The following is a 25,389-nucleotide window of genomic DNA, read 5'->3' as shown; positions in this document are numbered from 1 at the left end:
CGGATCAACCTAGGTCATTAGACGATGCGTATCTTGCCAACAAACCCTTCGACGCGGGCGCTTAACTCTGCACCCTGTTTTTCAAGGTCATGGGCAGCGTTCCCAAGCTCGCTTGATACGTGCTCACTGTGTTTGATCGCTGCGGTTATTTCCGAGACACCATCACCAACCAAACGGGAGTCCGCGACCGCGGCATCGACACATGACACAACCGAAACGCAGGTTTCTGTTTGCTGATCGGCTTGTGTCGCCGTCGCCTCTGCCCGGTTCTGAAGATTATCCATCGCCACGGCAATCTGTTCGATATCGTTACCCGCTTTAGAAATCGCATTGAGTATTTCACTCATCCAGCGGGCGATATCCTCGGTCGCACTGGCAGACTGGCCTGCAAGCGCTTTGACCTCCTTGGCGACAATCGCAAACCCCTTGCCTGCCTCACCGACGCGCGCCGCCTCAATCGAAGCGTTCAGTCCCAGCATCTTGGTCTGCGCGGCGATGGCAGAAATGGAAGCCAGCATCTTCTCTGCATCAGCAGCACGATCTTGCAGCACGGCAAATCCGGCGCGCATTTCGCGGGCCTGACTGCCCATATCGTGGGTAATCTTGACGGTTTCGGACGCATCCGTACCAACGACGGCCAACGCATCCTTAAGACTTTCCATCTGGTCTGCGACGTCTTCAATCCGTGAAATGGCCCGCCCGGTCGCATCATCAATGCCGCTACTGCATTTTCGGGTTTGATCTGTGCTTTCGGCCAATACATCAAGCGCACCACGCATTTGACTGACAGCAGCCGCCACCATGCCAACAGTTCCCTGAACTTGCGACTCAAAGCTTGAGGCCAGGGCCTCACGCGACCGAATGACGCGTTCACGTTCCAGCACACGCGCAACCTGCCCGCCAACAAACCCAAGAAGCTCAAGCATTTCGTCATCAAGCTGTGCGACGCCCGGGCTAAAGAATTCAATGACCGCCTCTGTCTGTCCCTCCAGCTTGACTGGCAGGGCAAAACAGCCACGCAACCCGTTTCTGGACGCCGCCGCAGCACGCAAAAAGCCGTCTTTCACGGTGACATCGGCGATACACACAGGCGAACCCGTTGCCGCGACAGCGCCAATAAGACCCTGCCCGATCGCAAACACAGTCTGTTCGGACTGGGTGCGAAATTCGGCAATGTCACCTGCCGAAATCGAAGAACTGATTGACCAGATACCCGCAGACGAAAGTTTGTCATCCACACGCAGATACGCATGCCCAACCGGCCACTGACAATAATTGCAGACTGCCGAAAGGATTTGGGTAACTGCCGTTTCCTTGTCTGCGACCTCATCGGCGACAGCACTGACCGTCCGCAACAGCCGCAGGATGTCAGTCATGCTGGTTTTGCGATTGGGGCCGTTAAATTCAGGATCGTTTTCAGGGGAAATAGAGCGAATAAAACCAGCAAGCATTTGACTAACTCCGAGGCATAACCGTCGAGCGTCACCAAAAGACGCTGACAAAGTTGCGCAAGCCTCGTTGCCTGCCGATGAATCATTGAGTGAGTGGCGTCGTTGCCATCACGTGCATTACAATAACCTAAAGCTGCACACGCGAAAAGAATATTTCGCACGTGCAGCACACTTAATTGATGTTTATCAGATGGTGAAAATGCCCTGACTGAAAAACAGTCAGTTCACGGGTCTAAATTCGTGCGCGGCGAAACACACCAGACGCCGTCATCACGCCAAGGATCACCAGAACCACTGCCAGAACCAGCGCGAGGTTGCCCGGTTCGCCCAACAGGATCACACCGCCAAGTGCGGTCAGGGCCGGGGTCATTGCACCAAATGCGGACGCACCGGTCGATCCGATATGGCGCACGGCAAGGCCATAGGTAATCACGGCAACACACCCGGCCAACAAACCCTGCGCTGTGAGCAACATCATGATATCCCCCATCGGGGCATCGCCAATGGTGGTGCCGGTAAACAACGCGATAATCGCCATCACGACAAACGACCAGAAACCGACAAAGGATGCGGCTTCAAGCGCGCCAAGGCCGCTTTGACGCATGGCATGGGTATAGCACGCCCACATAAAGGCCCCGGCCGAAACAAGGCCATAGCCCATCAGCATGTCATCACTGATCACACCGGCCGGTTTGAGCGCCACAAGCGAAGCCACGCCAACTACCACGGCGGCATAGCCAACGATGCGGACCTTGCCCGGACGCTCACCAAACAAAAGCATCGCAATCAGAACCGCCCACACGGCCATCACACCGGGCAAAAGAATGCCAACGTGGCTTGCCGGAACGAACTCAAGGGCGCTTGCAACCATCAGGGTATAAAACGCGCCGGAGCCAACGATCATCAAAATACCATTGGTCACTGAAAGGCCCTTGGGCCAGATGCCTTTTCTTATCCAGATCGGGGCAAGCAGGACAAAAGGCACAACAAAGCGCATCAGGCCAATATCAACAGCGGTAAAGCTTGAAGTCATGGCATAGCGGGTGGCAATCAGCCAACCGGCCCAGATGCAAACCGTCGCAAGTGCGGCGGTCACACCAACCAGTCGGCTTTCCGTCGCACCGGTGGCAGAGAGCGCGGAAGTTTCAGACATAACAGGTTATCCAGTAAGGGGTTGATTTTGCCCAAATCAGAGCATTTCTTGCGCACCGCAGCAACCCCTTTGACCTGAGGTCAGCTATGCGAAGGACAAAATAGTTCTTTCCTAGATTGATTCGAGATACAGTTTTTTTAGGTTTTGCTACGTTCTCCTGCAATCAAGGTAAACTATGTACAGAAGCGAAATCACAACAATAGCGTTACTTGGCACCGGAACAGTTTGCGGGGCTGTTACCGTCGTTGCTTGGCAGGGGAACATTGATTGGAAAGATTGGATAGGTATTGGTACAGCTATCTTAACACCGATAATAACTCTTATCGGTGTTTTGGTTGCAATCCGGAATGTCGACCGAACATTGGCTGAACAACAAAGGCAGACTACAGAGAGTTTGGCTAGAGAAGCTAGCGAGCGAAAGAAGCTAGCAAAGGTAGAGTTGATCAGCCTTCCGCTTTTGCTCCACGAGATAACCACTCATTGCGTGGAAGTCGTTTATGAACTCGTCCCATACCTTCATCATCTCAGGTATGATTTTGCAAAGCCGATTGAGATAGATGTTCCTGATCCGTTACCTCAGTCAGTACCAGAACGTCTTGGGCGCATAGTTCGACATCAAGCGCCACAACTTCAAGACGCCGCGCTTTCTATTGGGGCAGACATCCAGACCTGTAGCTCCAGACTATACCGTTTTATAGACGAGACTGCGGGCCGAAAAGTCGATAGATCCTATGGCAATTCAGGACAAAAACTAGAACAGCTTGAGAGGATAATCGCCGACTACGTGGTCCTCCACAGTCGATGCGTTGCACTGTTCGAAATCAGCAGGGGACGCCCAGTTGAAGATTTCAAGAACCTCTTCCCAGAGAGCGACCATATTGTCGAATCACTCCGAAGTTGTGGAGTGCACGACAAGCAAAATATCAGAGAATCGGTTTTCCTACGTTTTCCTAAGTCCGAAAGTTAGGGTTACTGGTAAAATCCGACTATCTCAGTAACCCTAAAAATCAGATGCCGAATTCGGCGAAGAAATCGTTGCCCTTGTCATCAATCACGATGAAGGCCGGGAAGTCTTCGACTTCGATCTTCCAGACGGCTTCCATGCCAAGTTCCGGATATTCATGGACTTCGACCTTCTTGATGCAATCCTGTGCCAGACGGGCGGCCGGACCACCGATAGAGCCCAGATAGAACCCGCCATACTTGTTGCACGCATCCTTGACCGCCTTTGAACGGTTACCCTTGGCAAGCATCACGAACGAGCCGCCAGCGGCCTGGAACTGTTCGACATAGGCATCCATACGACCGGCCGTGGTCGGGCCGAACGATCCGGACGGCATCCCTTCCGGCGTTTTGGCCGGACCGGCATAATAAACCGGATGGTTTTTAAGGTATTCCGGCATCTCTTCACCGGCATCAAGGCGTTCCTTGATTTTGGCATGCGCGATATCGCGGGCCACGATCACGGTGCCGGTCAAGGAAAGACGGGTTTTGACCGGGTATTGCGACAGCTGCTTGCGGATTTCGTCCATCGGACGGTTCAGGTCAACCTTGACCACTTCGTCATCAAGATGCTCATCGGTGACATGCGGCAGGTACTTCGCCGGATCATGTTCGAGATCCTCGATGAAGATACCGTCCTTGGTGATTTTACCCAGAATCTGACGGTCGGCAGAGCACGACACACCCAAACCAACCGGGCAGCTTGCGCCATGACGCGGCAGACGGATCACACGCACATCGTGGCAGAAATACTTGCCGCCGAACTGCGCGCCGATGCCCATTTCGCGGGTCATCTCAAGGATTTTCTGTTCCCATTCCAGATCGCGATAGGCCTGACCATGATCGCCACCTTCGGTCGGAAGGTTATCGTAATAACGCGCTGACGCCATTTTCACGGTCTTCAGACACGCTTCCGCAGAGGTACCGCCAATGACAACTGCCAGATGGTAAGGCGGGCAGGCAGAGGTGCCGAGCGTACGGATTTTTTCATCCAAAAACTTGCGCAGGCTTTCCGGGTTCAAAAGCGCCTTGGTCTGCTGAAACAGGAAGGTTTTGTTGGCAGACCCGCCGCCCTTGGCCATGAACATGAATTTGTATTCATCGCCCTTGGTCGCATAGAGATCAATCTGTGCCGGAAGGTTCGAGCCGGTATTCTTTTCCTCGAACATATTTTTCGGCGATACCTGCGAGAACCGCAGATTGTGTTTCTGATAGGCCTGCCAGATGCCTTTGGACAGGGCTTCTTCATCGGAACCATCGGTGATGACCTTGCCACCGCGTTTGCCCATGACGATGGCCGTACCGGTATCCTGACACATCGGCAAAACACCGCCCGATGCGATGGAGGCGTTCTTCAAAAGATCCATCGCCACGAACTTGTCATTCGGGGTGGCTTCTTCGTCATCAAGGATTTTGCGCAGCTGTTCGAGATGCCCCGGACGCAAAAGGTGCGAGCAATCAAAGAAAGCCTGAAGGGTCAGTTTCTCGATCGCCTCGGGCTCGACTTTCAAATAGGTCTCGCCATTGACGTCAACGGTCGAAACACCCTCGTCCCCGATCTTGCGGTAAGGGGTGGTGTCCTTCCCCTGCTGAAACATGGGTTTATAGACAAAATCACTCATCGGAAGGTTCTCGTCTCTCTCAAAAACAAGGTGGGTTTGTTCTTTGTGTGGCTGGTTTTAGCGCCAAATGGATCAAATTGCCACGATACATTAGCGTAATACGCCCTGCCCCGGACGCGGGAACCATCAACGGGAATCAGGCAAAGAAAAAGGGCGGATCAAGCCCGCCCTGTAAATCTTCTATTTCTTGCGGAACGCATCAAGTGCGATGACCTCGCCGGTTTCATTGGCATCCGGCTTGTGTTTTTTGCGCGATTTGGATGGCTCGGTCACGAGCGTCGGCGCACCGTCTTCGCCTTCAATCAGATCGGCATCAAGATCATCATCTTCGTCATAGTCGAAATCTGCGTCATCCATTTCTTCTTCGACACTGAATGTCAGCATGAAGTTGGCGGACGGATCGACAAAGGCCAGCATCGCGTCATAGGGCACGACAACCGTGGTCGGCATGCCATCAAAGCTCATTCCGACCGAGAAGTGATCATCTTCGGATTTCAGATCCCAGAACCGGTGTTGCAAGACAACCGTGATGTTGTCTGGATGCGCCTTGCGCTGACTTTCAGGCAGGGCCACACCGGGATGGTTGGTCTGGAACGTGATGTAATAGTGATGCTCTCCGAAAAGGCCCTCTTCGGCCACACGCGCGAGGATATCTTTCACCACACCGCGCAGCGCCTGGTCGACCATAAGATCGTAGCGGAATTCTTCCGGTTCTTGCATCAGTAATCCTGTATCTGGCGGAACCACCGGCAATGTCCAGCGCGTCCCGTCATTGTCATATAGCATCTCTGCACGCCAATTACATCTTGGCGTGTTTGATAATCACTCTATTCATAACGAAGCGGGAAAGAAATACAAGAGTGGGGCGTTCTGTTGCTAGGTGCCCCGTCCCCCACCAAATTACCGCTCCCGGCAATCGGAATTTCGCTTTGGTGCTAGTACCGCTTAGGCGGCAACAGCAACCGGAGCATTGTTGTCGTTTGCATTTACAAACATTGGCCCGATGCGGTGGTACCATGCCGAGCGCCCACATTGACTTTTACTGCTCACGTCGATCCTATTTCGGCCCCACGAAGATTGTCTGAGTCGGACAACCGATAATTTTGGTGGAGCCGCCGGGTACCGCCCCCGGGTCCGTAAAGCCTATTCTGTCACGCAGTTTAGCGCCGTAGTCGGGTTGCCCCAACAGCCCCTATATAGGGCAAATGACCCCCTTTTCACAAGGGGAATCGGGAAATCTTTTTTTTGATTTTTGCGGGAACATTTCGGGCTCCGGCAAAGTCCGATTGCCCGTTTTAGTCGATATCACACCCGACGGAACGTATCGGGATAATCGATCACAAGCCCCATATCATCGATCTCAAGCTCTGCTGAGAAATTGCGAAACAGCCCCTCATAGCGGTAACGACGATCCGGGATCAGACAGGTGTAACGTTGTGGTGCGCTACGTGGCAGGAAATCGCCCTCTATCTGGCTTGGAAGCGGCACATAGGCAGCCGAAATTTCCCGCGCTTCGCCCTCGGCCAGTTTTAATCGTTTGATCGGAAGCATGTTTGTCGCGGGCGTTATGCCGATATCGACATCAAAGCACCCCGCCAAAGACGGCAATTCACGCTTTGCAATGCAGTCAAACCAGTTTCCCTTGCCGTCCGAGGTCACATGCATCTGCGCCCCGCCGACATAACTTACCTTCACTTCACGGGTGGCAAACATCGCATCCGTCACCACAAGGTAAGACCCGCCATAATGACCATGCCGCGTCCCGACCACGACTCCTTCAAGCTCTATCCCGTCCGGATCTGACTGACAGACACAGTGCTCAAGACCGTTTCCATCCCAATCAACCCACTGAACAGCTTTTTGCAAGGCCAACACTCCCATACGCCAAACGCGCCCAAAATTCAGATAGTTGAGTATATCCACTGTTCTCAAGTTTACCTGACCTGTCCTGACACCTCCTGTCAGCAGAAACGGTTCAAATAACGGTCCGGCAAAGATCGGATGGCGTCGCTTGCCCGTGACCATCGACCTGACTATGCTGCGACAAAAGTGATTCTTAAAATGCAGGACTGAGCATGCAGCAATATCTTGATCTGATGCGTCTGGTGCGTGACACCGGGACGCGCAAGGAAGACCGGACGGGTACTGGCACGGTTTCGATCTTTGGTCACCAGATGCGCTTTGACCTTTCCGAAGGTTTCCCGCTGGTCACTACCAAAAAGCTGCATCTGAAATCGATCATTCATGAATTGCTGTGGTTCCTGGATGGCGACACCAACGTCAAATACCTTCAAGACAATGGTGTGCGCATCTGGAACGAATGGGCTGATGAAAACGGTGACCTTGGCCCGGTTTATGGTGGCCAGTGGCGTTCATGGCGCGGGGCCAATGGCGAAACCATCGACCAGATCACCGGCCTGATTGACCAGATCAAAAACAATCCCGATTCCCGCCGCCTGATCGTGTCGGCTTGGAACGTTGCGGACGTGCCCAACATGGCACTGCCGCCGTGTCACTGCCTGTTCCAGTTCTATGTGGCTGATGGCAAATTGTCCTGTCAGCTGTATCAGCGCAGTGCGGATATCTTCCTGGGTGTGCCGTTCAACATTGCGTCCTATGCGCTTCTGACCATGATGATTGCGCAGGTCTGTGATCTGGACGTCGGTGATTTTGTCCATACCCTTGGCGATGCGCATCTTTACACCAACCACCTTGATCAGGTCGAAGAACAGCTGTCGCGTGATACCCGCCCGCTTCCGACCATGAAGATCAATCCCGCCGTCAAATCGATCTTTGATTTCAAGTATGATGATTTCGAACTGGTTGGTTACAACCCGCATCCGCATATTGCTGGCAAGGTTGCTGTTTGATGGCGGATCAAAAGATCGAACGGGTTGCCGTGGTTGCCGCAGCCGCCAATGGCGCAATTGGCAAGGATGGCTGGATGCCTTGGGAACTGCCCGAAGACCTTAAACGGTTCAAGGCACTCACCCTTGGCAAGCCGATGATCATCGGGCGTGTGACATTCGAGGCCATCGGTCGTCCTCTTCCCAAACGCACATCAATTGTTGTGACCCGTGACACCGACTGGTCCTTTGACCACGAAAATGTGAGGGTTTGTCACACTATCGAAGAAGCCATTGAATTGGCAGACGAAATCGCCGTGCGGGATGGTGTCAATGAAGTGATCATTGGCGGGGGTGCGCAGATTTATCACCTCGCCCTGCCGTTCACGACACGTTACGAGCTGACCGAAGTCCATGCCGAGATCGAGGGCGACACCTTCCTTGATCCGCTGCCCGCTGATCAATGGCGTGAAACCAAGCGTCAGAAGATCGATAATCCTGACGGGCCGGATTACAGCTTTGTCACACTGGATCGGATCGCGTCGTAACCCCAAGTTTACCAGCAAATCACAAGCTCTTGTTGATTTTGCGGCCAGGTCGGCCCATCTTCAAAGCAATTACAGAACATTCGTTCCAAAGTACGGATCTGATCGAAGGAACTGCCAATGCCACGGCCACGTGCGTTTGATGAAGAAAGCGTTCTTGATAACGCCATGAACATCTTCTGGAGCAAGGGGTTTGAAGCCACCTCCATTCAGGATCTGGTGGATGAAACCGGCCTGAACCGGGCGAGCATGTATGCAAGCTTTGGCGACAAGAAGGCACTGTTTCTGCGTGTCCTTGATCATTACAGCCAGAAAATCAGTGCTGAACGCTTTGCCGATCTGCGCAATATCGAAGATGGTCGCGCCGCGATTGAAAAGACATTCCGTGACGCGGCCAAAACCGGCACCGCAGAAGGACGGCACAAAGGCTGCCTGATGGTGAATTCGGGCATGGAGCTTGCCCCGCACGATCCGGAAACCGCCGCCATCGCCCATCAGGCATTCCGTCGGGCCGAGGATACCTTTGCCGCCGCACTGAACCGCGCAATTGGTCAGGGAAAAATTACCAAAGGCAAGAATGTCCGCGCCCTTGCGCGCTTTTTGGCTGGATCGTTTCAGGGGGTTCAACTGATGTCGCGCCGTGGTGCGGATCAGGAAACCTTGAACGACTATTGCGAAACCATTCTGGCCGCACTCGACTAAACCTGCGCGATTTTTCGTAACCCTTTCTGGTTGCGCATTGCCCTGCACTCCTTGATAGTCACGCGCTTGTTTCAATGCCCGCACATCGGGTGCAAAAGCCGGATATATCATGATACGCAGCGACACGTTCTGGGACTCTGCCGCCGACAAATACGCCCGCAAACCAATCGGCAACGAGGCCGCCTATGCGCAAACCCTTGATCGCACGCGCGTCTATCTTTCCCCGGACCAGAACGTGCTTGAAATCGGCTGTGGGACCGGCACCACGGCCCTGAAGCTTGCCCATAGTGTCGGGCAGCTGACAGCCACCGATATTTCCGCACGCATGATCGAAATTGCCCAAGGCAAGGCCAAAGATCAGGCGACCAACAATGTCACCTTCGCCCAAAAGACGATTGATAATATCGGCAAAGGGGCAGAGCGCTTTGACGTGGTGCTTGGCTTTAACATCCTGCATCTGCTTGATCAGCCGGAAGTTGCCATTGCGGCGCTACATAAGGTCATCAAGCCGGGTGGCATGCTCATTACCAAAACGCCCTGCCTTGGTGAAAAGCTTTGGTATCTCAAGCCCCTGATCTGGGTCATGCAGAAAATTGGCAAGGCGCCGCACGTTCATTTTCTGAATTATGCCCGCCTCGATGGCATGATCCAATCTGCCGGGTTTGACATCATCGAAACCGGCTCCTATCCGGCCAGCACCGGATCACGTTTCATCGTCGCCAAACGGGTTTAACAATACCACCGCACCAAAGAGTTCCCATCACAGTTCAGTGATGGCAGTCCTTTGTTGTTGATTTATAGAATGATCGTTCCATAATCGCTTTCAATTAAACCTGACCCAAGTCATGAGGAACGAAATGTCTGTCATTACCCCGCTGATGCCGCGCCAGAAGGTGCCATCCCTGTCCGTCCCGCTTGTCGGTGGCGGCACATGGTCGCTTGCCGACCAAAGCCCGGAAAACTTCACCATGGTCGTTTTCTATCGCGGCCTGCATTGCCCGATCTGCGGCAAGTATCTCAAGGATCTTGATAGCAAGCTTGCAGACTTTGCCAAGCGCGGCGTGAATGTCGTTGTTGTTTCGTCCGATGGCGAAGATCGCGCGACCGAAGCCAAGGCGAAGTGGGAGCTTGAGAACGTTGACCTTGGCTATGGCTTGGATCTTGATAACGCGCGCGAATGGGGTCTTTATATCTCGACCTCCAACGGTGTGACGTCGAGTGGTTATGAAGAACCGGCTGTTTTCTCGGAACCTGGCCTGTTTTTGGTGCGTCCGGATGGCACGCTATATTTCGGGACTGTTCAGACCATGCCGTTTGCCCGTCCGGCGTTTGATCAGATCCTTGGCGCGCTTGATTTCGTGATTGCCAAAAACTATCCGGCACGCGGCGAAGTGATTGATCATACAAATCCCTAAACCCGCGACCGAAAGCCGATAAAATGCCAAAGGGCTGGTTCCAAAGCGCAGGAACCGGCCCTTTTATTCTTCATACAATTGGATCGCTTCGATTAACCCGCCATTGCAGCGGCAAAATGCGGCGCATCCAGTTCCTGTGCACGCCGATAGGCCGGGCGGGCATCAATCCGGGCGATGTAGGCCTCGAATTCCGGATATTTCGGCAGAATGCCGAACATGCAGCCAAACCGAATGGTCGAACCAAACACCACATCAACGGTGGTGAAGTTCTTCCCCATCAGCCACGGGTCGGCCTTGCCAACAAAATCGACCAGAATGGGCACCAGCGTTTCCCAGTCGCGATAGGAATTCTGGCTGCTGTCTTCCGCCTTGTACTGGCGTACACGGTCAATCAGGGCCGGTTCGATGGTTGCCGGTGAAAAGAACAACCAACGCAGATATTCGCCGCGTTTCGGATCATCCAATGCCGGGGCCAGACCAGCCTCGGGATACAGATCTGCAAGATAACAGCAAATAGCAGCTGCCTCTGTTACGACAGTATCGCCATGCACGATGGTTGGCACTTTACCAAGCGGATTGAGTGCTAGGAATTCCGGCGTTTGCCCTTCCCCACCCCGGATGTCGATTAGTTTGACATCAAACGGGATGCCCAGTTCCTGCAACATCCAATGTACGGTACCGCTGCGTGATGGTACGGCGTGATAAAAGGTCAAGTTCCGCTGTGATGGCATTCTAAAGGCTCCTGCGTTTGCGCGTGTGATTATGTTTGAAATCCGGCGGCAATTTCCCCTTGTTTCCCAACAATGTAAACCACGCGACATACAGGTTCCTGACAGCTGTGTGTCAGCAGGATGTCGGTCCTCGAACTGACCACAACATCACATCAGCAGCATTTTATTATATTTAATATCCCTTAATAAAATCACCCCAGAGTTGTATAGTGACACCCAAGAAGATCCAAAGAAGATCGCCCGGCATCACATCACACAGGGGACTTCACATGGCCAAACGCAGACTGATTGTATTTTTCGACGGCACCTGGCAGGAGCCTGCCAACACACCTGAACCGACCAACGTCGTCAAACTTCTGCGTGCCGTACCGAGCAGCGACAAGGATGTTTCGCAGATCGTGTTCTATGATCGCGGGGTCGGGACTGGCGATGTGATCGATAAAATTCGCGGTGGTGCGTTTGGTAACGGGTTGCTTGAAAACGTCGTTGATGGCTATCGCTTTCTTGGCAACAACTATCAACCCGGCGACGAGATCTTTATCTTTGGATTTTCGCGTGGTGCCTTTACCGCGCGCAGTCTGGCGGGATTGATCGGGCTCTGTGGTCTTTTAAAACCACCCTATCTCGGCCATCCGCTCCAGACCGATATCGCGAAAATTGCCAGCTCGGACCTATCGCCAGAGGCAAAACGCACCAAGATTTCGACCCTTGATATCAAAACCCAACCGGATGTGCCAATTGAATGCGTCGGCGTTTGGGACACAGTCGGGTCGCTTGGCATTCCGGGCGACCTTGGACGCCGCCTGATCCCGGCGAAGTATCATTTTTACGATGTGCAGCTTGGCGGGCACGTTCGGGTTGCCCTGCATGCAATGGCGATTGACGAGAAACGCAGTGCCTTTTCACCAACGCTGTGGGTCAAGGAAAAGGGCACCAAATTGCCGGACAAACAGATTGTCGAACAAGTCTGGTTCCCCGGCGTACACAGCAATGTTGGCGGGTCTTACGATGATTGCAGGCTATCTGACATCACGCTCGACTGGATGATCAAGCGACTCAAGAAACACACCAAGCTCAAGCTTGATGAGTCACACCTTAAGACCAAACTGGCCCCGTCGGTCGACGGGCGCGGGTATGAAAGCCGCACCATGCTTTATGCGAGCTCCCGCCTTTATCCCTATCAGCGCCTGATCGAACAGATTACACCGGAAACCCGAAACTTCTGGGACAAACTGCGCATCAAATGTCCGAACTTTGACCGTCGGAACATCATCCCGGATGGGCTTGAGACGATCAATGAGGCCATCCATGTCAGCGCACTGGAACGTTGGAATATCTCTACCGGCGTCTTGCATGACAATTCGCACGAAGGGTCGCTTGAACGCGTGCTGTATCGCCCGCCTAACCTGAATGCGGTGCTTAAGGCCCATTATGCCGGTAAACGTACGCCCAACATCATCAACTGGAGCGGCGCGACCATGCGCAAGGACATTCCATGGCCCGATCAATCGACCCTGGAATAATCGGCGGATCAATCGTCGCTATCTGATCTCTTGCGCGGGCGCAGTACAATCCACGCCGCGACAAGTGTCAGCAATGCCAAGCCAAACCATGTCAGGGCATAGGTCAGGTGGTTGTTGGGGAAGCGAATTTTGGTCAGGCCACCCAGTGGCAGCTTGGCCGGGTTTTCTGCCCCGTCACCGTCAATGAAATATGGCGCGACGTTGGTCGCGTCCAGCCCCCGCTTGGTGGCCATCGCCTTTACATCGCGTGAATACCAGCGTTCCTCAGAGGGCACATTATCACGGATAAAGGTGCCAACCGGCTCGTTGATCCGAAGCAGGCCGGTCACGGTGACTTCGCCCACAACCATGCCCTCAGCCCGCGTGTCAGGGGCTCTCTTTTCGGTCGGAACGAAACCGCGATTAACCATGACAATCGTGCCATCATCCCGCATCAGCGGTGTCAGAACCCAGTAGCCCGCCCCGTAATCAGTGGCAGTATAGACCTGCGTTTCAAGATCGTTGCGATAGGTGCCCATCACACTGACCTTGCGATATTCATCGCGTGCGCGGGTTACATTTTCCCAGTCATCACGCGTGGGTGCGGCAACCGCATCACCATGCACACGCCCATCGACCCGTTCGATCAGATCAAGTTTCCAGGCCCGGCGTTCCACCTGCCAGTAACCAAGGGCGCAGAACCCCGAAAACAGGATGGCAGCCAACATCAGAACGACAATTCTGGTCGTCGTTGACGGGCCTCTTTTCGGGCTATCGGATGCAGCAGCGGAAACGCGATCGTCGGACATGCCGGGTTCTTTCAAATGGCAATATGTGGGTGGTTAAACAAAAAGGGCGCGATCCCGCTACAGGTATCGCGCCCCCTTTAAATATCAAGCCAGACTAGCCGAAGCTTGGGATCATATCGTGATCCATCTGCGGCATCATGTTGGTGTTAAGGTGATACATTACCCACAGCGACCCGGCGATGGCGATGGCCACGATCACAAGGGTAAAGATCAGTGCCAGCATGTTCCACCCGCCTTCGGATTTGGTGTTCATGTGCAGGAAATAGACCATGTGAACAATGATCTGAATCACACCAAGTCCCATCACCCAAAGGGCGGTTGCAACCTTGCTGTCCAGAACACCGTCCATGACAAGCCAGAACGGGATCGCGGTCAGAATGACCGACAGAACGAACCCGATCACATAGCTTTTATAGGTGCCATGCGACGCCCCGCCATCATGATGGCCATCATGTGCGTGTGAATGTGCGCTCATCCCAGAACTCCCAGCAGGTAAACAACGGAGAAGACACCGATCCAGATCACGTCAAGGAAGTGCCAGAACATCGACAGGCACATCAGACGGCGCTTGTTCTCAACGATCAGGCCACGCTGGGCGACCTGAACCATCAGGGTCACAAGCCAGATGATGCCAAAGGTCACATGCAAACCGTGGGTCGCCACCAGCGTGTAGAACGCCGAGAGGAAACCACTGCGCATCGGGGTCGCCCCCAGGCTCCAGAGGTGATGGAACTCATAGATTTCCAGCCCCACGAACGCGACGCCAAACAGGCCGGTAATCGCCAGCCAAATCTGCGTTCCCTTGATGCTGCCCTTTTCCATCGCCAGCATGGCAAAGCCATAGGTGATCGAGGAAAACAGCAACATCGACGTGTTGATCGCTACCAGTTCGAGATCAAACAGATCAGCAGGCGAAGGACCTGCGGCATAGTTCTGGCCAATAACGGCATAGGTTGCAAACAGAATCCCAAAGATGAGGCAATCGCTCATCAGATAGATCCAGAAGCCAAGCATCGTCCCGGTTTCCGGGTGATGCTCTTCTTTCAGGTAAAAGACCGGCATTTCGGTCTGTGCGGCAGTGTTATTCGCCATTGTCATTCCCTTACGCCTGCTGTTTTGCCAGAAGGGCAGTACGTTCGTCTTCGGTTTCCACGACTTCAGATGCCGGGATGTGATAATCGCGGTCATAGTTGAAGGTGTGGGCAATTGCACCGACAACCAGGGCAATGAAGCTTGCAATCACCAGCCACCAGATATGCCAGACCAGCGCGAAACCAAGAACAAGCGACAGAGCGGCAAGGATAAAGCCAGCGCCGGTATTTTTCGGCATATGGATATCCAGGAAGCCTTCCGTCGGACGGACATAACCACGTTTCTTCATGTCGGCCCATGCATCAAGATCATGGACAACCGGGGTAAAGGCAAAGTTGTAGGCTGGGGGCGGCGACGAAGTCGACCATTCCAGCGTACGACCATCCCCCCATGGGTCACCGGTTTCATCACGAAGCTTGTCACGTTTGATCACCGCAACAACGATCGACAGAATGAACGAACCGATCCCCCCGGCAATCAGAAGCGCACCAAAGGCGGCAATCACGAACCAGATCTGAAGCGACGGATCGTCAAATTGGCTCATGCGGCGGGTAATCCCCATCAGACCAAGAACATAAAGCGGCATGAAGGCGAAATAGAACCCGACAAGCCAGAGCCAGAAGGACATTTTGCCCCAGAACGGATCAAGCTTGTAGCCGTATGCTTTCGGGAACCAGTAAACGATACCGGCAAACATCCCGAACACCACACCGCCGATAATCACGTTATGGAAGTGCGCAATCAGGAACAGGCTGTTATGCAACACAAAGTCAGCAGGCGGAACGGCCAGCATAACACCCGTCATGCCACCGATCACAAAGGTCAGCATGAAACCAATGGTCCACAGCATCGGGACATCAAAATTGATGCGCCCCTTATACATCGTGAACAGCCAGTTAAAGACTTTCGCACCGGTCGGGATCGAGATGATCATGGTCGCGATACCAAAGAAGGCGTTCACGCTGGCACCCGAGCCCATGGTGAAGAAGTGATGCAACCAGACGACATAGGACAGGATGGTGATAACCACGGTGGCATAAACCATCGAGCTATACCCAAACAGACGCTTGCGCGAGAATGTCGACACAACTTCGGAAAACACACCAAACGCCGGCAGGATCAGGATGTAAACTTCCGGGTGCCCCCAAATCCAGATCAGGTTGATATACATCATGGCGTTACCGCCAAGATCGTTGGTGAAGAAGTTGGTGTCTGCGTAACGGTCAAGCCCAAGCAGAACCAGAACAGCGGTCAGAACCGGGAACGCAGCCACGATCAGAACGTTGGTGCAAAGTGCCGTCCAGGTAAAGACCGGCATTTTCATCATGGACATGCCCGGTGCGCGCATTTTGACGATGGTCACAACCAGATTGACCCCCGAAAGCAACGTCCCGACACCGGCAATCTGCAAGGCCCAGATATAATAATCGACCCCGACCCCCGGACTGTAGACAATGTCAGACAGCGGCGGATAGGCCAGCCAGCCGGTTTTCGCGAACTCACCGACAAACAGCGACACCATGATCAGCGCGGCACCACAGGTGGTCATCCAGAAGCTGAAATTATTCAGGAACGGGAACGCAACGTCACGCGCGCCGATTTGTAGCGGCACGACAAAGTTCATAAGCCCCGTCACCAGCGGCATGGCCACGAAGAAGATCATGATTACGCCGTGGGCGGTGAATATCTGATCGTAATGATCAGGGGGAAGGAAACCTTCCGAGCCGCCAAAAGCCATCGCCTGCTGGGCACGCATCATAAGCGCATCGGAGAAACCACGCAAAAGCATGACAAGCGCCAATATGATGTACATAATGCCGATTTTTTTGTGGTCAATCGACGTGATCCACTCGTTCCAGAGATATCCCCAGAGGCGGAAATAGGTGATACCGCCGACAACAGCGATACCGCCCAGAACCACCGCCGCAAACGTCACCACAAGGATCGGTTCATGGAACGGAAGTGAATCAAGTGACAGCCGGCCAAATATAAAATGTAAAAGGTCCGGATTAGAGAACATCGGATTACTCTTCTTTCAAATGCAGACAGGCATCGTAGCCGATGCCAAAACTGCGAAGGGCCGGTTGGCTTTTACCAACCGGCACTGCTTCAGAACCCTGTTGAAACACCTGACGGCGCAACACTCATGGCACGCGAGACCTGTTCATTGTCAAACAACGGCAGGTTCGCAAGTTCACCAGCCAAGCCACCTTCCGGTGCAGTGCAAAGCGTCGCAACGTAGGACTTGCTTTCGGGCAATGGCTGACTGCCACGCATCTGCGGCACGTCATAGGTCAAGGACATGACGTTATTGATACCGGCCAGACCGCCGCCACCATTTTCGTCAATATGCATCATCTCGTTCATGCACATTTTCGACTGGTCAACGCACATGTTGAGGATCGCGTTGTAAAGTTCCGGATCTACCGAGCTGAAGTACCGAACCGGTTCCTTGATGCTGGGTTTTTCAAGCTCAAGATATTGCGAACGCCCCAAAAGGTTTTCATCGGCCTTCACATTATCGACCCAGGCATCAAACCCGTCTTGGCTCAGCCCGTGGAACTTAAAGCGCATATGAGAGAACCCCTCACCGCTGTAGTTCCCCGAGAACCCGTCAAAAACACCTTCTTCATTGATTACGGCATGGAGTTTTGTTTCCATCCCCGCCATCGAATAAATCTGGCCCGCAAGAGCCGGAATGAAGAACGAGTTCATGATTCCCGAAGAGGTGATTTTGAACTGGATTGGCGTATCGACCGGAGCTGCGAGTTCGTTGACAGTCGCAATGCCCTGTTCCGGATACAGGAACAGCCATTTCCAATCGAGAGAAACGACTTCAATCACCATCGGCTCATGATCTTTTGGCAGTGGACGTTCAGCATCAATACGGTCGAGCGGACGATACGGATCAAGCGTATGGGTCGTAACCCACGTAATCGCGCCAAGGGCAATAATGATCACCAGCGGGGCAGACCAGATGACAACTTCCAATTTGGTGGAATGATGCCATTCGGGATCGTATTCCGCATCCTTGTTTCCCTGCCGGTATTTCCAGGCAAAGAAGACCGTCAATGCCATGACCGGAACAATGATCAGCAGCATCAGGATGGTTGATACGATAATAAGGTCGGCCTGCTGAGAGGCAATATCGCCCGACGGATCGATCACAACAAGGTTGCAACCGGCCAGAAGCGAGAACATTGAGGTCAATGCGACGCCACGTACAAGTTTTGAAAGCATGCGCTTCATACTTCCTCAGTCTCTGGAAGATGTTCTCACAGACAACCATATGCCTGCGAGCCGCATAGCGACCCACCAAAGATCGCCACGCGTCGTACCCTGCCGCACACGCATATAGGAATTATAATTCCAGACATCCACGGAAAGGGCACAAAGAAAGCAATTTTTTTTCAAAAAAATGCCAAATCGGAAATTCGCGGGAATTGCTATAGCTGCGTTGCAGCAATGTCAAGCTACCCGCGGCGCATAGCAGGGTCGTAATGACAATTATCATTCGGATGTAAACCACGCGTTGTGCGGTGCATCACAATAATTGACACTGACGTTTGCAATTCACATGTCTATAATTAGACTCGATCCAAAGTCGTATCGTTCTTCGAACCGGATTTGTGATCCAATCAAAAGCAGTGAGGGCCCAAATGGTCCGACAAGTGAATTAGGGAGAACGGCGTGAACCAAACGACAGAAAACTACGCGACCGCCACCTCTTCGGGTTTGGAACGCGACGCACGGCATCACAATGCCGACGCCACCAACGATCCGGGACAAATCGCGCTTGGCGTGATTATTGGCCGGACATCAGAATTTTTTGACTTTTTCGTCTATTGCATCGCATCGGTGCTGGTCTTCCCGCAATTGCTGTTTCCGGGTGAAACCGCATTGGTGGGGACGATGTATTCCTTTGCCATTTTCTCCTTGGCCTTTATCGCCCGCCCTGTCGGGTCGCTTGTCTTTATGACAGTCGACCGTGCACACGGGCGCGGAGTAAAGCTGACGATTGCCATGTTCCTGCTTGGCGGTTCCACCGCCGCGATGGCCTTCCTGCCAAGCTTTGAGTCCGCTGGCGTTCTTGCCATTTACCTGTTGTGTGCCTTCCGCTTCCTGCAGGGATTGGCATGGGGGGGTGCCTGGGATGGCCTGGCGTCGCTTCTGGCACTGAACGCACCGGATAACCGCAAGGGCTGGTACGCGATGATCCCGCAACTGGGCGCGCCGCTTGGCTTCATGCTGGCATCTTCGCTGTTTGCTTATTTGCTACTCACACTTCATCCCGACGACTTCCTGGCCTTTGGCTGGCGTTATGCGTTCTTCGTTGCCTTTGCAATCAACGTGGTGGCGCTGTTTGCCCGCCTGCGTCTGGTGGCAACGTCCGAATTCGGCCATCTGCTTGACAAGAACGAGCTTGAGGCAGCCCGTGTCATCGACACGCTCAAACATAATGGTCGTACCGTTGTGCTGGGTGCGCTGGTCCCGATGGTCAGCTACGCGCTGTTCCATCTGGTAACGGTCTTTGCGCTGACTTGGGTCTATCTTTATGCCAATGGCAATCCGGGGCAGTTCCTTCTGACCCAGGGTGTTGGCGCAGTGTTGTGTGCCTTTGGCATCATTGCATCGGGCTTCATTGCCGATCAGCTCGGCCGTCGTCGCCTGCTTGGTTACAGTGCGGGTATCATCCTTCTGGGTGCGATCCTGACACCGCTGCTTTACACCTATAACATCATCAATGAAGGCATGATTGTTCTGGGTGGCTTTGCGGTTCTGGGCCTGTGCTTTGGTCAGGCGGCCGGGACGCTGGCATCGAACTTCAAGCGTGAATACCGCTACACCGGATCGGCCCTGACATCCGACCTTGCATGGTTGCTGGGCGCAGGTTTCGCACCGCTGATCGCACTTTATCTGTGTGACAAGTTCGGTCTGGCCGGTGTTGGTGCCTACCTGCTTTCGGGCGCGGTTGTCACCCTGCTGGTGTTGCAATTCAACAAGCAGTTCGGGGCAAAAACCACCGACTGATTGCCAAGACATATACGTCAAAGCAAACACCCCGGCCAATCTGGCCGGGGTGTTTTCGTTTGCAGAGCCGTTTCGTCGGCTTATGCGTAGTTCGACGGGAACATGGCGCGTTTTGCGTCTTCGTCCATTTCCGTCTTAAAGGTGTGGTCCTTGCCAACCTCGCGCGCACTGACCGCTGCCGGCAGGCGATTGATCGCATCAAACCAGCGTTTGATGTTGGGATACTTGTCCCAGACATCCGGGTTCTTGTGCACGAACGGGGCCTTGTCGATCCAGCCCCAGGCCGAGATATCAACAATCGTCATTTCATCGCCGACGATGAATTGGCGACCTTCCATATGGTCTTCCAGTACCTGATAGTGGCGGGCGATCTCGTTGCGATAACGGTTTACACCATAGTCACTGCCCTCAGGGGCGACATGCTGGAAATGCACCGCCTGCCCAGAAAACGGACCCAGACCCGTGGCAATAAACATCAACCACGACAGGAATTCACCGCGATCTTCCGGCTTACCCAGGAACTTGCCGGACTTTTCAGCGAGATACAGCAGGATCGCGTTTGAATCAAACACGCGCACTTCCTTGCCCCCCGGCCCGTCGGTATCGACAATTGCCGGGACCTTGCCATTCGGGTTGATGGCGCGGAAGGCCGGGTCATGCTGCTGACCTTTACGGGTATCAACCGGCAGGACCTCATAAGGCAAACCACATGCCTCAAGCATCATCGAGATTTTCTGCGGGTTGGGTGTGGGGTGGTAATAGAAGCGGATCATGACACGTCTCCTTGCCAGGTATCGCCGTTACACAATGGCGTGACCGGCTCTTGCATTTTGGAATGATCGTTTTAAATTGACCGATAACAACCTGATTGGCAAGCTTCGATTATCGAATTCGCCATCACGAATAGTTTAAAGGAGCCTTTGGCCCATGATTGATCTGTATTACTGGCCAACCCCCAACGGCCATAAAATCACACTGTTCCTTGAAGAAGCCGGACTGGACTACAAGATCGTGCCGGTCAATATCGGTACCGGCGATCAGTTCAAACCGGAATTCCTGGCCTTTTCACCCAACAACCGCATGCCCGCGATCATTGATCACGATCCGGCCGATGGTGGCGAGGCCATTACGGTGTTTGAATCCGGTGCCATCTTGCAATATCTGGCCGAGAAAACCGGAAAGTTCATCCCGACCGATGTGCGCGGGCGCAAAACGGTGATGGAATGGCTGTTCTGGCAGATGGGTGGCCTTGGCCCGATGGCCGGTCAGAACCATCATTTCGGCACCTACGCGCCGGAAAAGATCCCGTATGCGATCACCCGTTATGTCAACGAGACCAACCGTCTTTATGGTGTGCTGAACAAGCGTCTTGAGGGCCGCAAATTCATTGCCGGTGACGACTACACGATTGCCGATATGGCCTGCTATCCATGGATCGTCAGCCACGAAAAGCAGCAGCAGGACCTTAATGAGTTCCCGAACCTGAAACGCTGGTTTGAAGCCATACAATCCCGTCCGGCAACGATTGCGGCCTATAAGGCGGGCGAAGGTCTGCGCGCTGGCGAAATGAGTGAAGAAGACAAAAAGGTCCTGTTTGGTCAGACGGCGAAAAGCACCCGCGCCCGTTGAGAATGTTGTGATCAACGAAGAAGCCGCCGGATTTTCCGGCGGCTTCTTGCATTGCGATTTTGATCAATCGACGGCCTCAGGCACTCCGCACTTCTGCGAGGAAGGCCTCAACCGCCTTGTTAAGATCTTTTGCCTGTCCACCGAGACCCTCGGCAAGCGCAAGAACCTCGTTCGAAAGGCGGTCTGCCTCGTCGGCCGCAGTTGATACACCCGTGATGTTTTCTGTCACTTCACGTGTACCTTGTGCGGCTTGTTCGACATTACGGGCAATTTCCTGGGTCGCGGCCCCCTGCTCTTCAACCGCTGCGGAAATCGTTGTGGTCGACCCGTCCAACTGACGAATGGTCTCGGCAATTTCGGCAATGGCATCGACGGCATTGCGGGTTGCAACCTGAATATCCTCGACCTGGGATCGGATATCTTCGGTGGCCTTGCCGGTCTGGCTTGCCAGATTCTTGACTTCGTTTGCCACCACGGCAAACCCCTTGCCTGCATCACCGGCACGCGCCGCCTCAATCGTTGCATTAAGCGCCAGCAGATTGGTCTGTTCGGCAATACTGGTGATCAGCGACACCACCTCGCCAATCTGATTGGCGGCATCGGCAAGCAGCTCGATCTTTTGGTGGGTTTCTTCGGATGTGCGGACCGCACCATTGGCAATCGAGGACGACTGGGAAACCTGATTGCTGATTTCCGCAATCGATGTACTGAGCTCTTCTGCCGCGGCTGAGACCGTCTCAACATTCGTTGACATCTGTTGTGACGCTGCCGAGACAACAGTGGATCGCTGGCCAACCTGTTTGGCGGTATCGGTCATCGCATTGGCCGAAGACTGCATATTGCCCGACGCCTTGATAACCTGGGCTACCACCTGGCCAACTGTGGCTTCGAAATTATCCGCCATCTTGTTCAATGCTTCGCGTTTTTCGATTTCAGCCCGACGCTCCTGCTCTTCGCGCTGGGTCCGCATCTGTTCCATCTCGATGGTTTTTTCGCGGAAAACTTCCATCGCACGGGCCAGATCACCGATTTCGCTTTTCTGATCGGTATATTCGACCGACACGTTGTGATCGCCGCCTGACAGCTTCAACATGTTATCGGAAATGGCAAACAGCGGAATGGCGATACCCCGGCTGATCATCACGGCACCTGCGATCACGACCAACAAAATGCCGCCGGCAACCGCCCCCATCACGATCATGCTGTTGATAAAGATCGCGTTGACGTCATCAATATAAATGCCGGTCGCGATGATCCATTCCCATGGCTCGAACTTTTTCACAAAGGACAATTTGGGACGGGTGCCGCTGCCATCGGGTTTTTTGTAAGTGTAATCGACAAAACCCTGACCATTTTTTGCCGCCATATCGGCAAAGGCGGCATAGTGTTTTTTACCCGCCCCGTCGGTTGCCTCGCGCATGTCACGTCCGATCAGATCGGGCTTGATATCGTGGAACAGCACAACCGGTGTATAGTCAAAAACAAAGAAATAGTTGGTTTCGTCATAGCGCATACTTGAAATTGCCGCACCGGCGGTTTTCTGCGCTTCTTCTTCGGTCATTTCCCCGGCAAGCTGCTTGGAGTGATAGAAATCTGCGATGCTGATCGCCGTTTCCACCAGACCGCGTGTCTTGACCTTGCGGTCTTCAAGCATGTTGCTGCGCAATTCATAAAGGCCGAATGCCCCGACGAGAAGTGCCGCGATAATAGCAGCACCAACAATCAGCAACAAACGCGTGCCGATTTTGATAGACCCGAGCTTTAGCATGAACGTCCCCAGTTCAGTATCACAATTCAATAGCGGATATGTTTGTTTTCACAGGCTTTTTTCAAGACATGTAACAATTTATTTCTACACATTCTTTGTGAACAACCTATTACACGCCTACGTTGATACGGCGATCCAAGCGATGCTAAGATCACCAACCGATGTGATCGCTACGCTTGCAGTCTCCGTAACAATTCAAACGATTCCGGCCCAACACCGTCCCCATATCAACCAGCGGAGAACAGATGCACCCGAGAACGCCGGATCACCGGGCCTTCCCCAAGAAATTTGTCGCATTCATTCGCAAGTCTCATTTTGCCCTTTTGATGCTGGCACCGGCATTGATCCTGACGGCTTGCGCCTTTCCACCCGAAAGCGAGCTTTATCGGCAATCCCCTGACATCCCGCCATACAAGCAAGACAGTTTTGCGCAATATGTTTCAGAAACTCGTGATTGGGTTGCGGCACATCGCGTGTTTATCACCGATGATCGCGACACCGAACTGGCGCGCAACATTCCTTTTGAACTGGGGCGGACGACAACGGATGGCACCGCGCCAAAGCGTGGCATCCTGTTCATCCATGGCTTGGGGGCAAGCCCGTGGTATTTCCATGACATCGCCACCGAACTAGCAAAGAAGGGCTGGCTGGCACGGTCCATGCTTTTGCCCGGTCACGGCACACGTCCGGCCGATCTTGGCATTCCGGATTATGCGGACTGGAAACAGGCGGTTGCCCATCAGGTCGCGCTTTTGCAAGATAAAGTCGATGAAGTCTGGCTTGGCGGTTTTTCGACCGGCGGGAACCTTGTCACCAGCTATGCGGCGGAACATTCCAAAATCGCCGGATTGTTGTTGCTTTCGCCGGGCATTTATCCCGATAACGGCTTCCTTTTTCTGACGCCGGTTATCAAATATCTGTGGGACTGGGTTGATGCCGATCCCGAAGACAATGCCATCAACTATCAATCACTGTCGACCAGGGCAGCGGAGCTTTATTACCGAACCGTACAGGATGCGCAGGACCATCTGGAGGCAAAGCCGTTTGATCGCCCCGTGCTTCTGGCCATGAGTGCTGATGACAGTGTGCTCAATCCTTATGAGACACTTCAGGTTTTTGAAAAGCGTTTCACCCACCCCAAATCACGCTTTGTCTGGTACGATGACACACCAGCACCAAGCAACGACAACCGGGTTAAAACGTTCAACAGCAAGCTGCCAGAACAACAGATCAGCTCATTTTCGCATCTGAGCCTGCTGTTCTCGCCCGACAACCCGTATTATGGCGTGAAGGGCAGCTTTGTTTTTGTTGAAAACGGTCAGGAAGACATCGCCCTGCCAGATGATCTATCGACCATCTGGCGCAGCAGCTGGGGCTATACCGAACCGGGGAAATACCACGGCCGGTTAACCTGGAACCCCTATTTCGATGCGATGATCGACACAATCGGTGATGTCACCCAATAAGTCAGAGGACCCGCCAATATCATGACCAGCGTTGAACAGGAAACGATCACCCCGCGCCCCAATCACCGCACACGGGTGTTTGCCCTGATTGCCTTTATGGTGCTGTGCCTGATCATCTCGGCATCTGGCGGGGCGGTGACTGCAACCAGCGTCAATGACTGGTACGCAGCACTGAACAAACCGTTTTTCAATCCGCCCAACTGGCTGTTCGGGCCGATGTGGACGTTGATTTACTTCTTGATCGCGTTCAGTGGCTGGCGGGTCTGGTTGAAAACCGGGATCAGCAACGCAAAGGGCCCATTTGCGCTTTATGCAGCGCAGCTGACACTTAATCTTGCATGGTCGTTTTTATTCTTTGGTGCGCAGTCACCGCTTCTTGGCCTGATTGATATTGTCATCCTGCTGGCCGTGATCATCGCCAACATGATTGCATTCTGGCGGATTGACCGCCTCGCCGGAATGCTATTGGTGCCATATGCGGCATGGGTCGGCTTTGCCACCCTTCTGAATGCCACCATCTGGCACCTGAACGGCTAAAATCACATCCCAACATTTACCGGGCAACCGACTTTTTGTTTGCGTTCCTCGTGCTTGATCGATAAATGTTACGTTATAACATAACATT

General features: G+C 53.5%; 24 protein-coding genes and 1 other RNA gene. 11 read left to right on the top strand and 14 right to left on the bottom strand.

Annotated elements, in window-relative coordinates:
• Positions 1 to 17 precede the first annotated feature (17 nt).
• Positions 18 to 1,451 (bottom strand): methyl-accepting chemotaxis protein, encoded by a 1,434-nt coding sequence (locus DY252_RS08260; protein ID WP_064789872.1) that lies wholly within the window; start codon positions 1,449 to 1,451, stop codon positions 18 to 20.
• A gap of 232 nt (positions 1,452 to 1,683) precedes the next feature.
• On the bottom strand, positions 1,684 to 2,604 hold the full coding sequence (locus DY252_RS08255) for a DMT family transporter (protein ID WP_064789873.1): 921 nt from the start codon (positions 2,602 to 2,604) through the stop codon (positions 1,684 to 1,686).
• Positions 2,605 to 2,779: 175 nt separating this feature from the next.
• Between DY252_RS08255 and DY252_RS08250 the strand changes: the two genes are divergently transcribed.
• Positions 2,780 to 3,571 (top strand): hypothetical protein, encoded by a 792-nt coding sequence (locus DY252_RS08250; RefSeq protein WP_064789874.1) that lies wholly within the window; start codon positions 2,780 to 2,782, stop codon positions 3,569 to 3,571.
• Between the two features lie 40 nt (positions 3,572 to 3,611).
• Here DY252_RS08250 and DY252_RS08245 read toward each other — a convergent pair whose 3' ends face one another.
• From DY252_RS08245 to DY252_RS08230, 4 genes are all read right to left on the bottom strand, one after another.
• The gene (locus tag DY252_RS08245; protein WP_064789875.1) at positions 3,612 to 5,228 is read right to left on the bottom strand and encodes a fumarate hydratase; all 1,617 of its coding nucleotides are present in this window, start codon (positions 5,226 to 5,228) and stop codon (positions 3,612 to 3,614) included.
• 180 nt (positions 5,229 to 5,408) lie between these two features.
• Complete coding sequence (locus DY252_RS08240) at positions 5,409 to 5,948, bottom strand: SspB family protein (RefSeq protein ID WP_064790003.1); 540 nt, start codon at positions 5,946 to 5,948, stop codon at positions 5,409 to 5,411.
• A gap of 139 nt (positions 5,949 to 6,087) precedes the next feature.
• Positions 6,088 to 6,455, bottom strand: a transfer-messenger RNA (tmRNA) gene (ssrA, locus tag DY252_RS08235).
• A 78-nt stretch (positions 6,456 to 6,533) separates the two neighbouring features.
• Positions 6,534 to 7,094 (bottom strand): putative glycolipid-binding domain-containing protein, encoded by a 561-nt coding sequence (locus DY252_RS08230; RefSeq protein ID WP_231959785.1) that lies wholly within the window; start codon positions 7,092 to 7,094, stop codon positions 6,534 to 6,536.
• A gap of 209 nt (positions 7,095 to 7,303) precedes the next feature.
• Between DY252_RS08230 and DY252_RS08225 the strand changes: the two genes are divergently transcribed.
• The 5 genes from DY252_RS08225 to DY252_RS08205 all read left to right on the top strand — a co-directional run bounded on the left by DY252_RS08225 (position 7,304) and on the right by DY252_RS08205 (position 10,736).
• Positions 7,304 to 8,098 carry a thymidylate synthase gene (locus tag DY252_RS08225; RefSeq protein WP_064789876.1) on the top strand — a complete coding sequence of 265 codons (795 nt, stop codon included), beginning with the start codon at positions 7,304 to 7,306 and terminating at the stop codon, positions 8,096 to 8,098.
• Entirely contained in the window at positions 8,098 to 8,622 is a 525-nt protein-coding gene (locus DY252_RS08220; RefSeq protein WP_064789877.1) for a dihydrofolate reductase, read from the top strand. The genes DY252_RS08225 and DY252_RS08220 overlap by 1 nt, the downstream gene beginning before the upstream one ends.
• Positions 8,623 to 8,739: 117 nt before the next feature.
• Complete coding sequence (locus tag DY252_RS08215; protein WP_064789878.1) at positions 8,740 to 9,321, top strand: TetR/AcrR family transcriptional regulator; 582 nt, start codon at positions 8,740 to 8,742, stop codon at positions 9,319 to 9,321.
• 109 nt (positions 9,322 to 9,430) lie between these two features.
• A complete protein-coding gene (locus DY252_RS08210; RefSeq protein WP_064789879.1) occupies positions 9,431 to 10,054 on the top strand; it encodes a class I SAM-dependent methyltransferase in 624 nt (207 codons plus the stop codon).
• A 124-nt stretch (positions 10,055 to 10,178) separates the two neighbouring features.
• On the top strand, positions 10,179 to 10,736 hold the full coding sequence (locus DY252_RS08205; RefSeq protein WP_064789880.1) for a peroxiredoxin-like family protein: 558 nt from the start codon (positions 10,179 to 10,181) through the stop codon (positions 10,734 to 10,736).
• A 92-nt stretch (positions 10,737 to 10,828) separates the two neighbouring features.
• On the opposite strand, the gene DY252_RS08200 is transcribed toward DY252_RS08205, so the two are convergent.
• Positions 10,829 to 11,467 carry a glutathione S-transferase family protein gene (locus DY252_RS08200; RefSeq protein WP_064789881.1) on the bottom strand — a complete coding sequence of 213 codons (639 nt, stop codon included), beginning with the start codon at positions 11,465 to 11,467 and terminating at the stop codon, positions 10,829 to 10,831.
• A gap of 269 nt (positions 11,468 to 11,736) precedes the next feature.
• On the opposite strand from DY252_RS08200, the gene DY252_RS08195 reads away from it, so the two are divergent.
• Positions 11,737 to 12,990 carry a DUF2235 domain-containing protein gene (locus DY252_RS08195; RefSeq protein ID WP_064789882.1) on the top strand — a complete coding sequence of 418 codons (1,254 nt, stop codon included), beginning with the start codon at positions 11,737 to 11,739 and terminating at the stop codon, positions 12,988 to 12,990.
• Between the two features lie 8 nt (positions 12,991 to 12,998).
• Here DY252_RS08195 and DY252_RS08190 read toward each other — a convergent pair whose 3' ends face one another.
• The 5 genes from DY252_RS08190 to cyoA form a co-directional block, all read right to left on the bottom strand.
• Positions 12,999 to 13,778, bottom strand: a complete 780-nt coding sequence (locus DY252_RS08190; RefSeq protein ID WP_064789883.1) for an SURF1 family protein — start codon at positions 13,776 to 13,778, stop codon at positions 12,999 to 13,001.
• A 94-nt stretch (positions 13,779 to 13,872) separates the two neighbouring features.
• Positions 13,873 to 14,253 (bottom strand): cytochrome o ubiquinol oxidase subunit IV, encoded by a 381-nt coding sequence (locus DY252_RS08185; protein ID WP_064789884.1) that lies wholly within the window; start codon positions 14,251 to 14,253, stop codon positions 13,873 to 13,875.
• A complete protein-coding gene (gene cyoC / locus DY252_RS08180) occupies positions 14,250 to 14,870 on the bottom strand; it encodes a cytochrome o ubiquinol oxidase subunit III (protein WP_008892053.1) in 621 nt (206 codons plus the stop codon). The genes DY252_RS08185 and cyoC overlap by 4 nt, the downstream gene beginning before the upstream one ends.
• A 10-nt stretch (positions 14,871 to 14,880) precedes the next feature.
• The gene (gene cyoB / locus DY252_RS08175) at positions 14,881 to 16,890 is read right to left on the bottom strand and encodes a cytochrome o ubiquinol oxidase subunit I (protein ID WP_062957991.1); all 2,010 of its coding nucleotides are present in this window, start codon (positions 16,888 to 16,890) and stop codon (positions 14,881 to 14,883) included.
• An 89-nt stretch (positions 16,891 to 16,979) separates the two neighbouring features.
• Entirely contained in the window at positions 16,980 to 18,110 is a 1,131-nt protein-coding gene (cyoA, locus tag DY252_RS08170) for a ubiquinol oxidase subunit II (protein WP_165374901.1), read from the bottom strand.
• 450 nt (positions 18,111 to 18,560) lie between these two features.
• Here cyoA and DY252_RS08165 point away from each other — a divergent pair, with 450 nt between their 5' ends.
• The gene (locus DY252_RS08165; protein WP_064789885.1) at positions 18,561 to 19,901 is read left to right on the top strand and encodes an MFS transporter; all 1,341 of its coding nucleotides are present in this window, start codon (positions 18,561 to 18,563) and stop codon (positions 19,899 to 19,901) included.
• Between the two features lie 80 nt (positions 19,902 to 19,981).
• On the opposite strand, the gene DY252_RS08160 is transcribed toward DY252_RS08165, so the two are convergent.
• On the bottom strand, positions 19,982 to 20,674 hold the full coding sequence (locus DY252_RS08160; protein WP_064781919.1) for a glutathione S-transferase family protein: 693 nt from the start codon (positions 20,672 to 20,674) through the stop codon (positions 19,982 to 19,984).
• A gap of 154 nt (positions 20,675 to 20,828) precedes the next feature.
• Here DY252_RS08160 and DY252_RS08155 point away from each other — a divergent pair, with 154 nt between their 5' ends.
• Positions 20,829 to 21,530: a glutathione binding-like protein gene (locus DY252_RS08155; protein WP_064789886.1), complete on the top strand. Its 702-nt coding sequence runs from the start codon at positions 20,829 to 20,831 to the stop codon at positions 21,528 to 21,530.
• A 76-nt stretch (positions 21,531 to 21,606) separates the two neighbouring features.
• On the opposite strand, the gene DY252_RS08150 is transcribed toward DY252_RS08155, so the two are convergent.
• Positions 21,607 to 23,298 carry a methyl-accepting chemotaxis protein gene (locus tag DY252_RS08150; RefSeq protein WP_064789887.1) on the bottom strand — a complete coding sequence of 564 codons (1,692 nt, stop codon included), beginning with the start codon at positions 23,296 to 23,298 and terminating at the stop codon, positions 21,607 to 21,609.
• A 245-nt stretch (positions 23,299 to 23,543) separates the two neighbouring features.
• Between DY252_RS08150 and DY252_RS08145 the strand changes: the two genes are divergently transcribed.
• Positions 23,544 to 24,764 (top strand): alpha/beta hydrolase, encoded by a 1,221-nt coding sequence (locus DY252_RS08145; RefSeq protein WP_064789888.1) that lies wholly within the window; start codon positions 23,544 to 23,546, stop codon positions 24,762 to 24,764.
• A 21-nt stretch (positions 24,765 to 24,785) separates the two neighbouring features.
• Positions 24,786 to 25,301 carry a TspO/MBR family protein gene (locus DY252_RS08140; protein WP_082923563.1) on the top strand — a complete coding sequence of 172 codons (516 nt, stop codon included), beginning with the start codon at positions 24,786 to 24,788 and terminating at the stop codon, positions 25,299 to 25,301.
• Positions 25,302 to 25,389: the final 88 nt, after the last annotated feature.

The organism is Thalassospira indica, from assembly GCF_003403095.1.
Classification (GTDB): Bacteria; Pseudomonadota; Alphaproteobacteria; order Rhodospirillales; family Thalassospiraceae; genus Thalassospira; species Thalassospira indica.
The sequence above is the reverse complement of the archived record's forward strand: the minus strand, read 5'-3'. Positions and strand labels throughout refer to the sequence as shown.

Excerpts from the sequence above, each read along its gene's own strand:
- DY252_RS08260 (WP_064789872.1), bottom strand. The coding sequence starts at position 1,451 with ATGCTTGCTGGTTTTATTCGCTCTATTTCCCCTGAAAACGATCCTGAA.
- cyoC (WP_008892053.1), bottom strand. The coding sequence starts at position 14,870 with ATGGCGAATAACACTGCCGCACAGACCGAAATGCCGGTCTTTTACCTG.
- DY252_RS08160 (WP_064781919.1), bottom strand. The coding sequence starts at position 20,674 with ATGATCCGCTTCTATTACCACCCCACACCCAACCCGCAGAAAATCTCG.
- DY252_RS08140 (WP_082923563.1), top strand. The coding sequence starts at position 24,786 with ATGACCAGCGTTGAACAGGAAACGATCACCCCGCGCCCCAATCACCGC.
- DY252_RS08220 (WP_064789877.1), top strand. The coding sequence starts at position 8,098 with ATGGCGGATCAAAAGATCGAACGGGTTGCCGTGGTTGCCGCAGCCGCC.
- DY252_RS08150 (WP_064789887.1), bottom strand. The coding sequence starts at position 23,298 with ATGCTAAAGCTCGGGTCTATCAAAATCGGCACGCGTTTGTTGCTGATT.
- DY252_RS08200 (WP_064789881.1), bottom strand. The coding sequence starts at position 11,467 with ATGCCATCACAGCGGAACTTGACCTTTTATCACGCCGTACCATCACGC.
- DY252_RS08185 (WP_064789884.1), bottom strand. The coding sequence starts at position 14,253 with ATGAGCGCACATTCACACGCACATGATGGCCATCATGATGGCGGGGCG.
- DY252_RS08155 (WP_064789886.1), top strand. The coding sequence starts at position 20,829 with ATGATTGATCTGTATTACTGGCCAACCCCCAACGGCCATAAAATCACA.
- DY252_RS08190 (WP_064789883.1), bottom strand. The coding sequence starts at position 13,778 with ATGTCCGACGATCGCGTTTCCGCTGCTGCATCCGATAGCCCGAAAAGA.
- DY252_RS08195 (WP_064789882.1), top strand. The coding sequence starts at position 11,737 with ATGGCCAAACGCAGACTGATTGTATTTTTCGACGGCACCTGGCAGGAG.
- DY252_RS08255 (WP_064789873.1), bottom strand. The coding sequence starts at position 2,604 with ATGTCTGAAACTTCCGCGCTCTCTGCCACCGGTGCGACGGAAAGCCGA.
- DY252_RS08205 (WP_064789880.1), top strand. The coding sequence starts at position 10,179 with ATGTCTGTCATTACCCCGCTGATGCCGCGCCAGAAGGTGCCATCCCTG.
- DY252_RS08225 (WP_064789876.1), top strand. The coding sequence starts at position 7,304 with ATGCAGCAATATCTTGATCTGATGCGTCTGGTGCGTGACACCGGGACG.
- cyoA (WP_165374901.1), bottom strand. The coding sequence starts at position 18,110 with ATGCTTTCAAAACTTGTACGTGGCGTCGCATTGACCTCAATGTTCTCG.
- DY252_RS08240 (WP_064790003.1), bottom strand. The coding sequence starts at position 5,948 with ATGCAAGAACCGGAAGAATTCCGCTACGATCTTATGGTCGACCAGGCG.
- cyoB (WP_062957991.1), bottom strand. The coding sequence starts at position 16,890 with ATGTTCTCTAATCCGGACCTTTTACATTTTATATTTGGCCGGCTGTCA.
- DY252_RS08215 (WP_064789878.1), top strand. The coding sequence starts at position 8,740 with ATGCCACGGCCACGTGCGTTTGATGAAGAAAGCGTTCTTGATAACGCC.
- DY252_RS08250 (WP_064789874.1), top strand. The coding sequence starts at position 2,780 with ATGTACAGAAGCGAAATCACAACAATAGCGTTACTTGGCACCGGAACA.
- DY252_RS08210 (WP_064789879.1), top strand. The coding sequence starts at position 9,431 with ATGATACGCAGCGACACGTTCTGGGACTCTGCCGCCGACAAATACGCC.
- DY252_RS08145 (WP_064789888.1), top strand. The coding sequence starts at position 23,544 with ATGCACCCGAGAACGCCGGATCACCGGGCCTTCCCCAAGAAATTTGTC.
- DY252_RS08245 (WP_064789875.1), bottom strand. The coding sequence starts at position 5,228 with ATGAGTGATTTTGTCTATAAACCCATGTTTCAGCAGGGGAAGGACACC.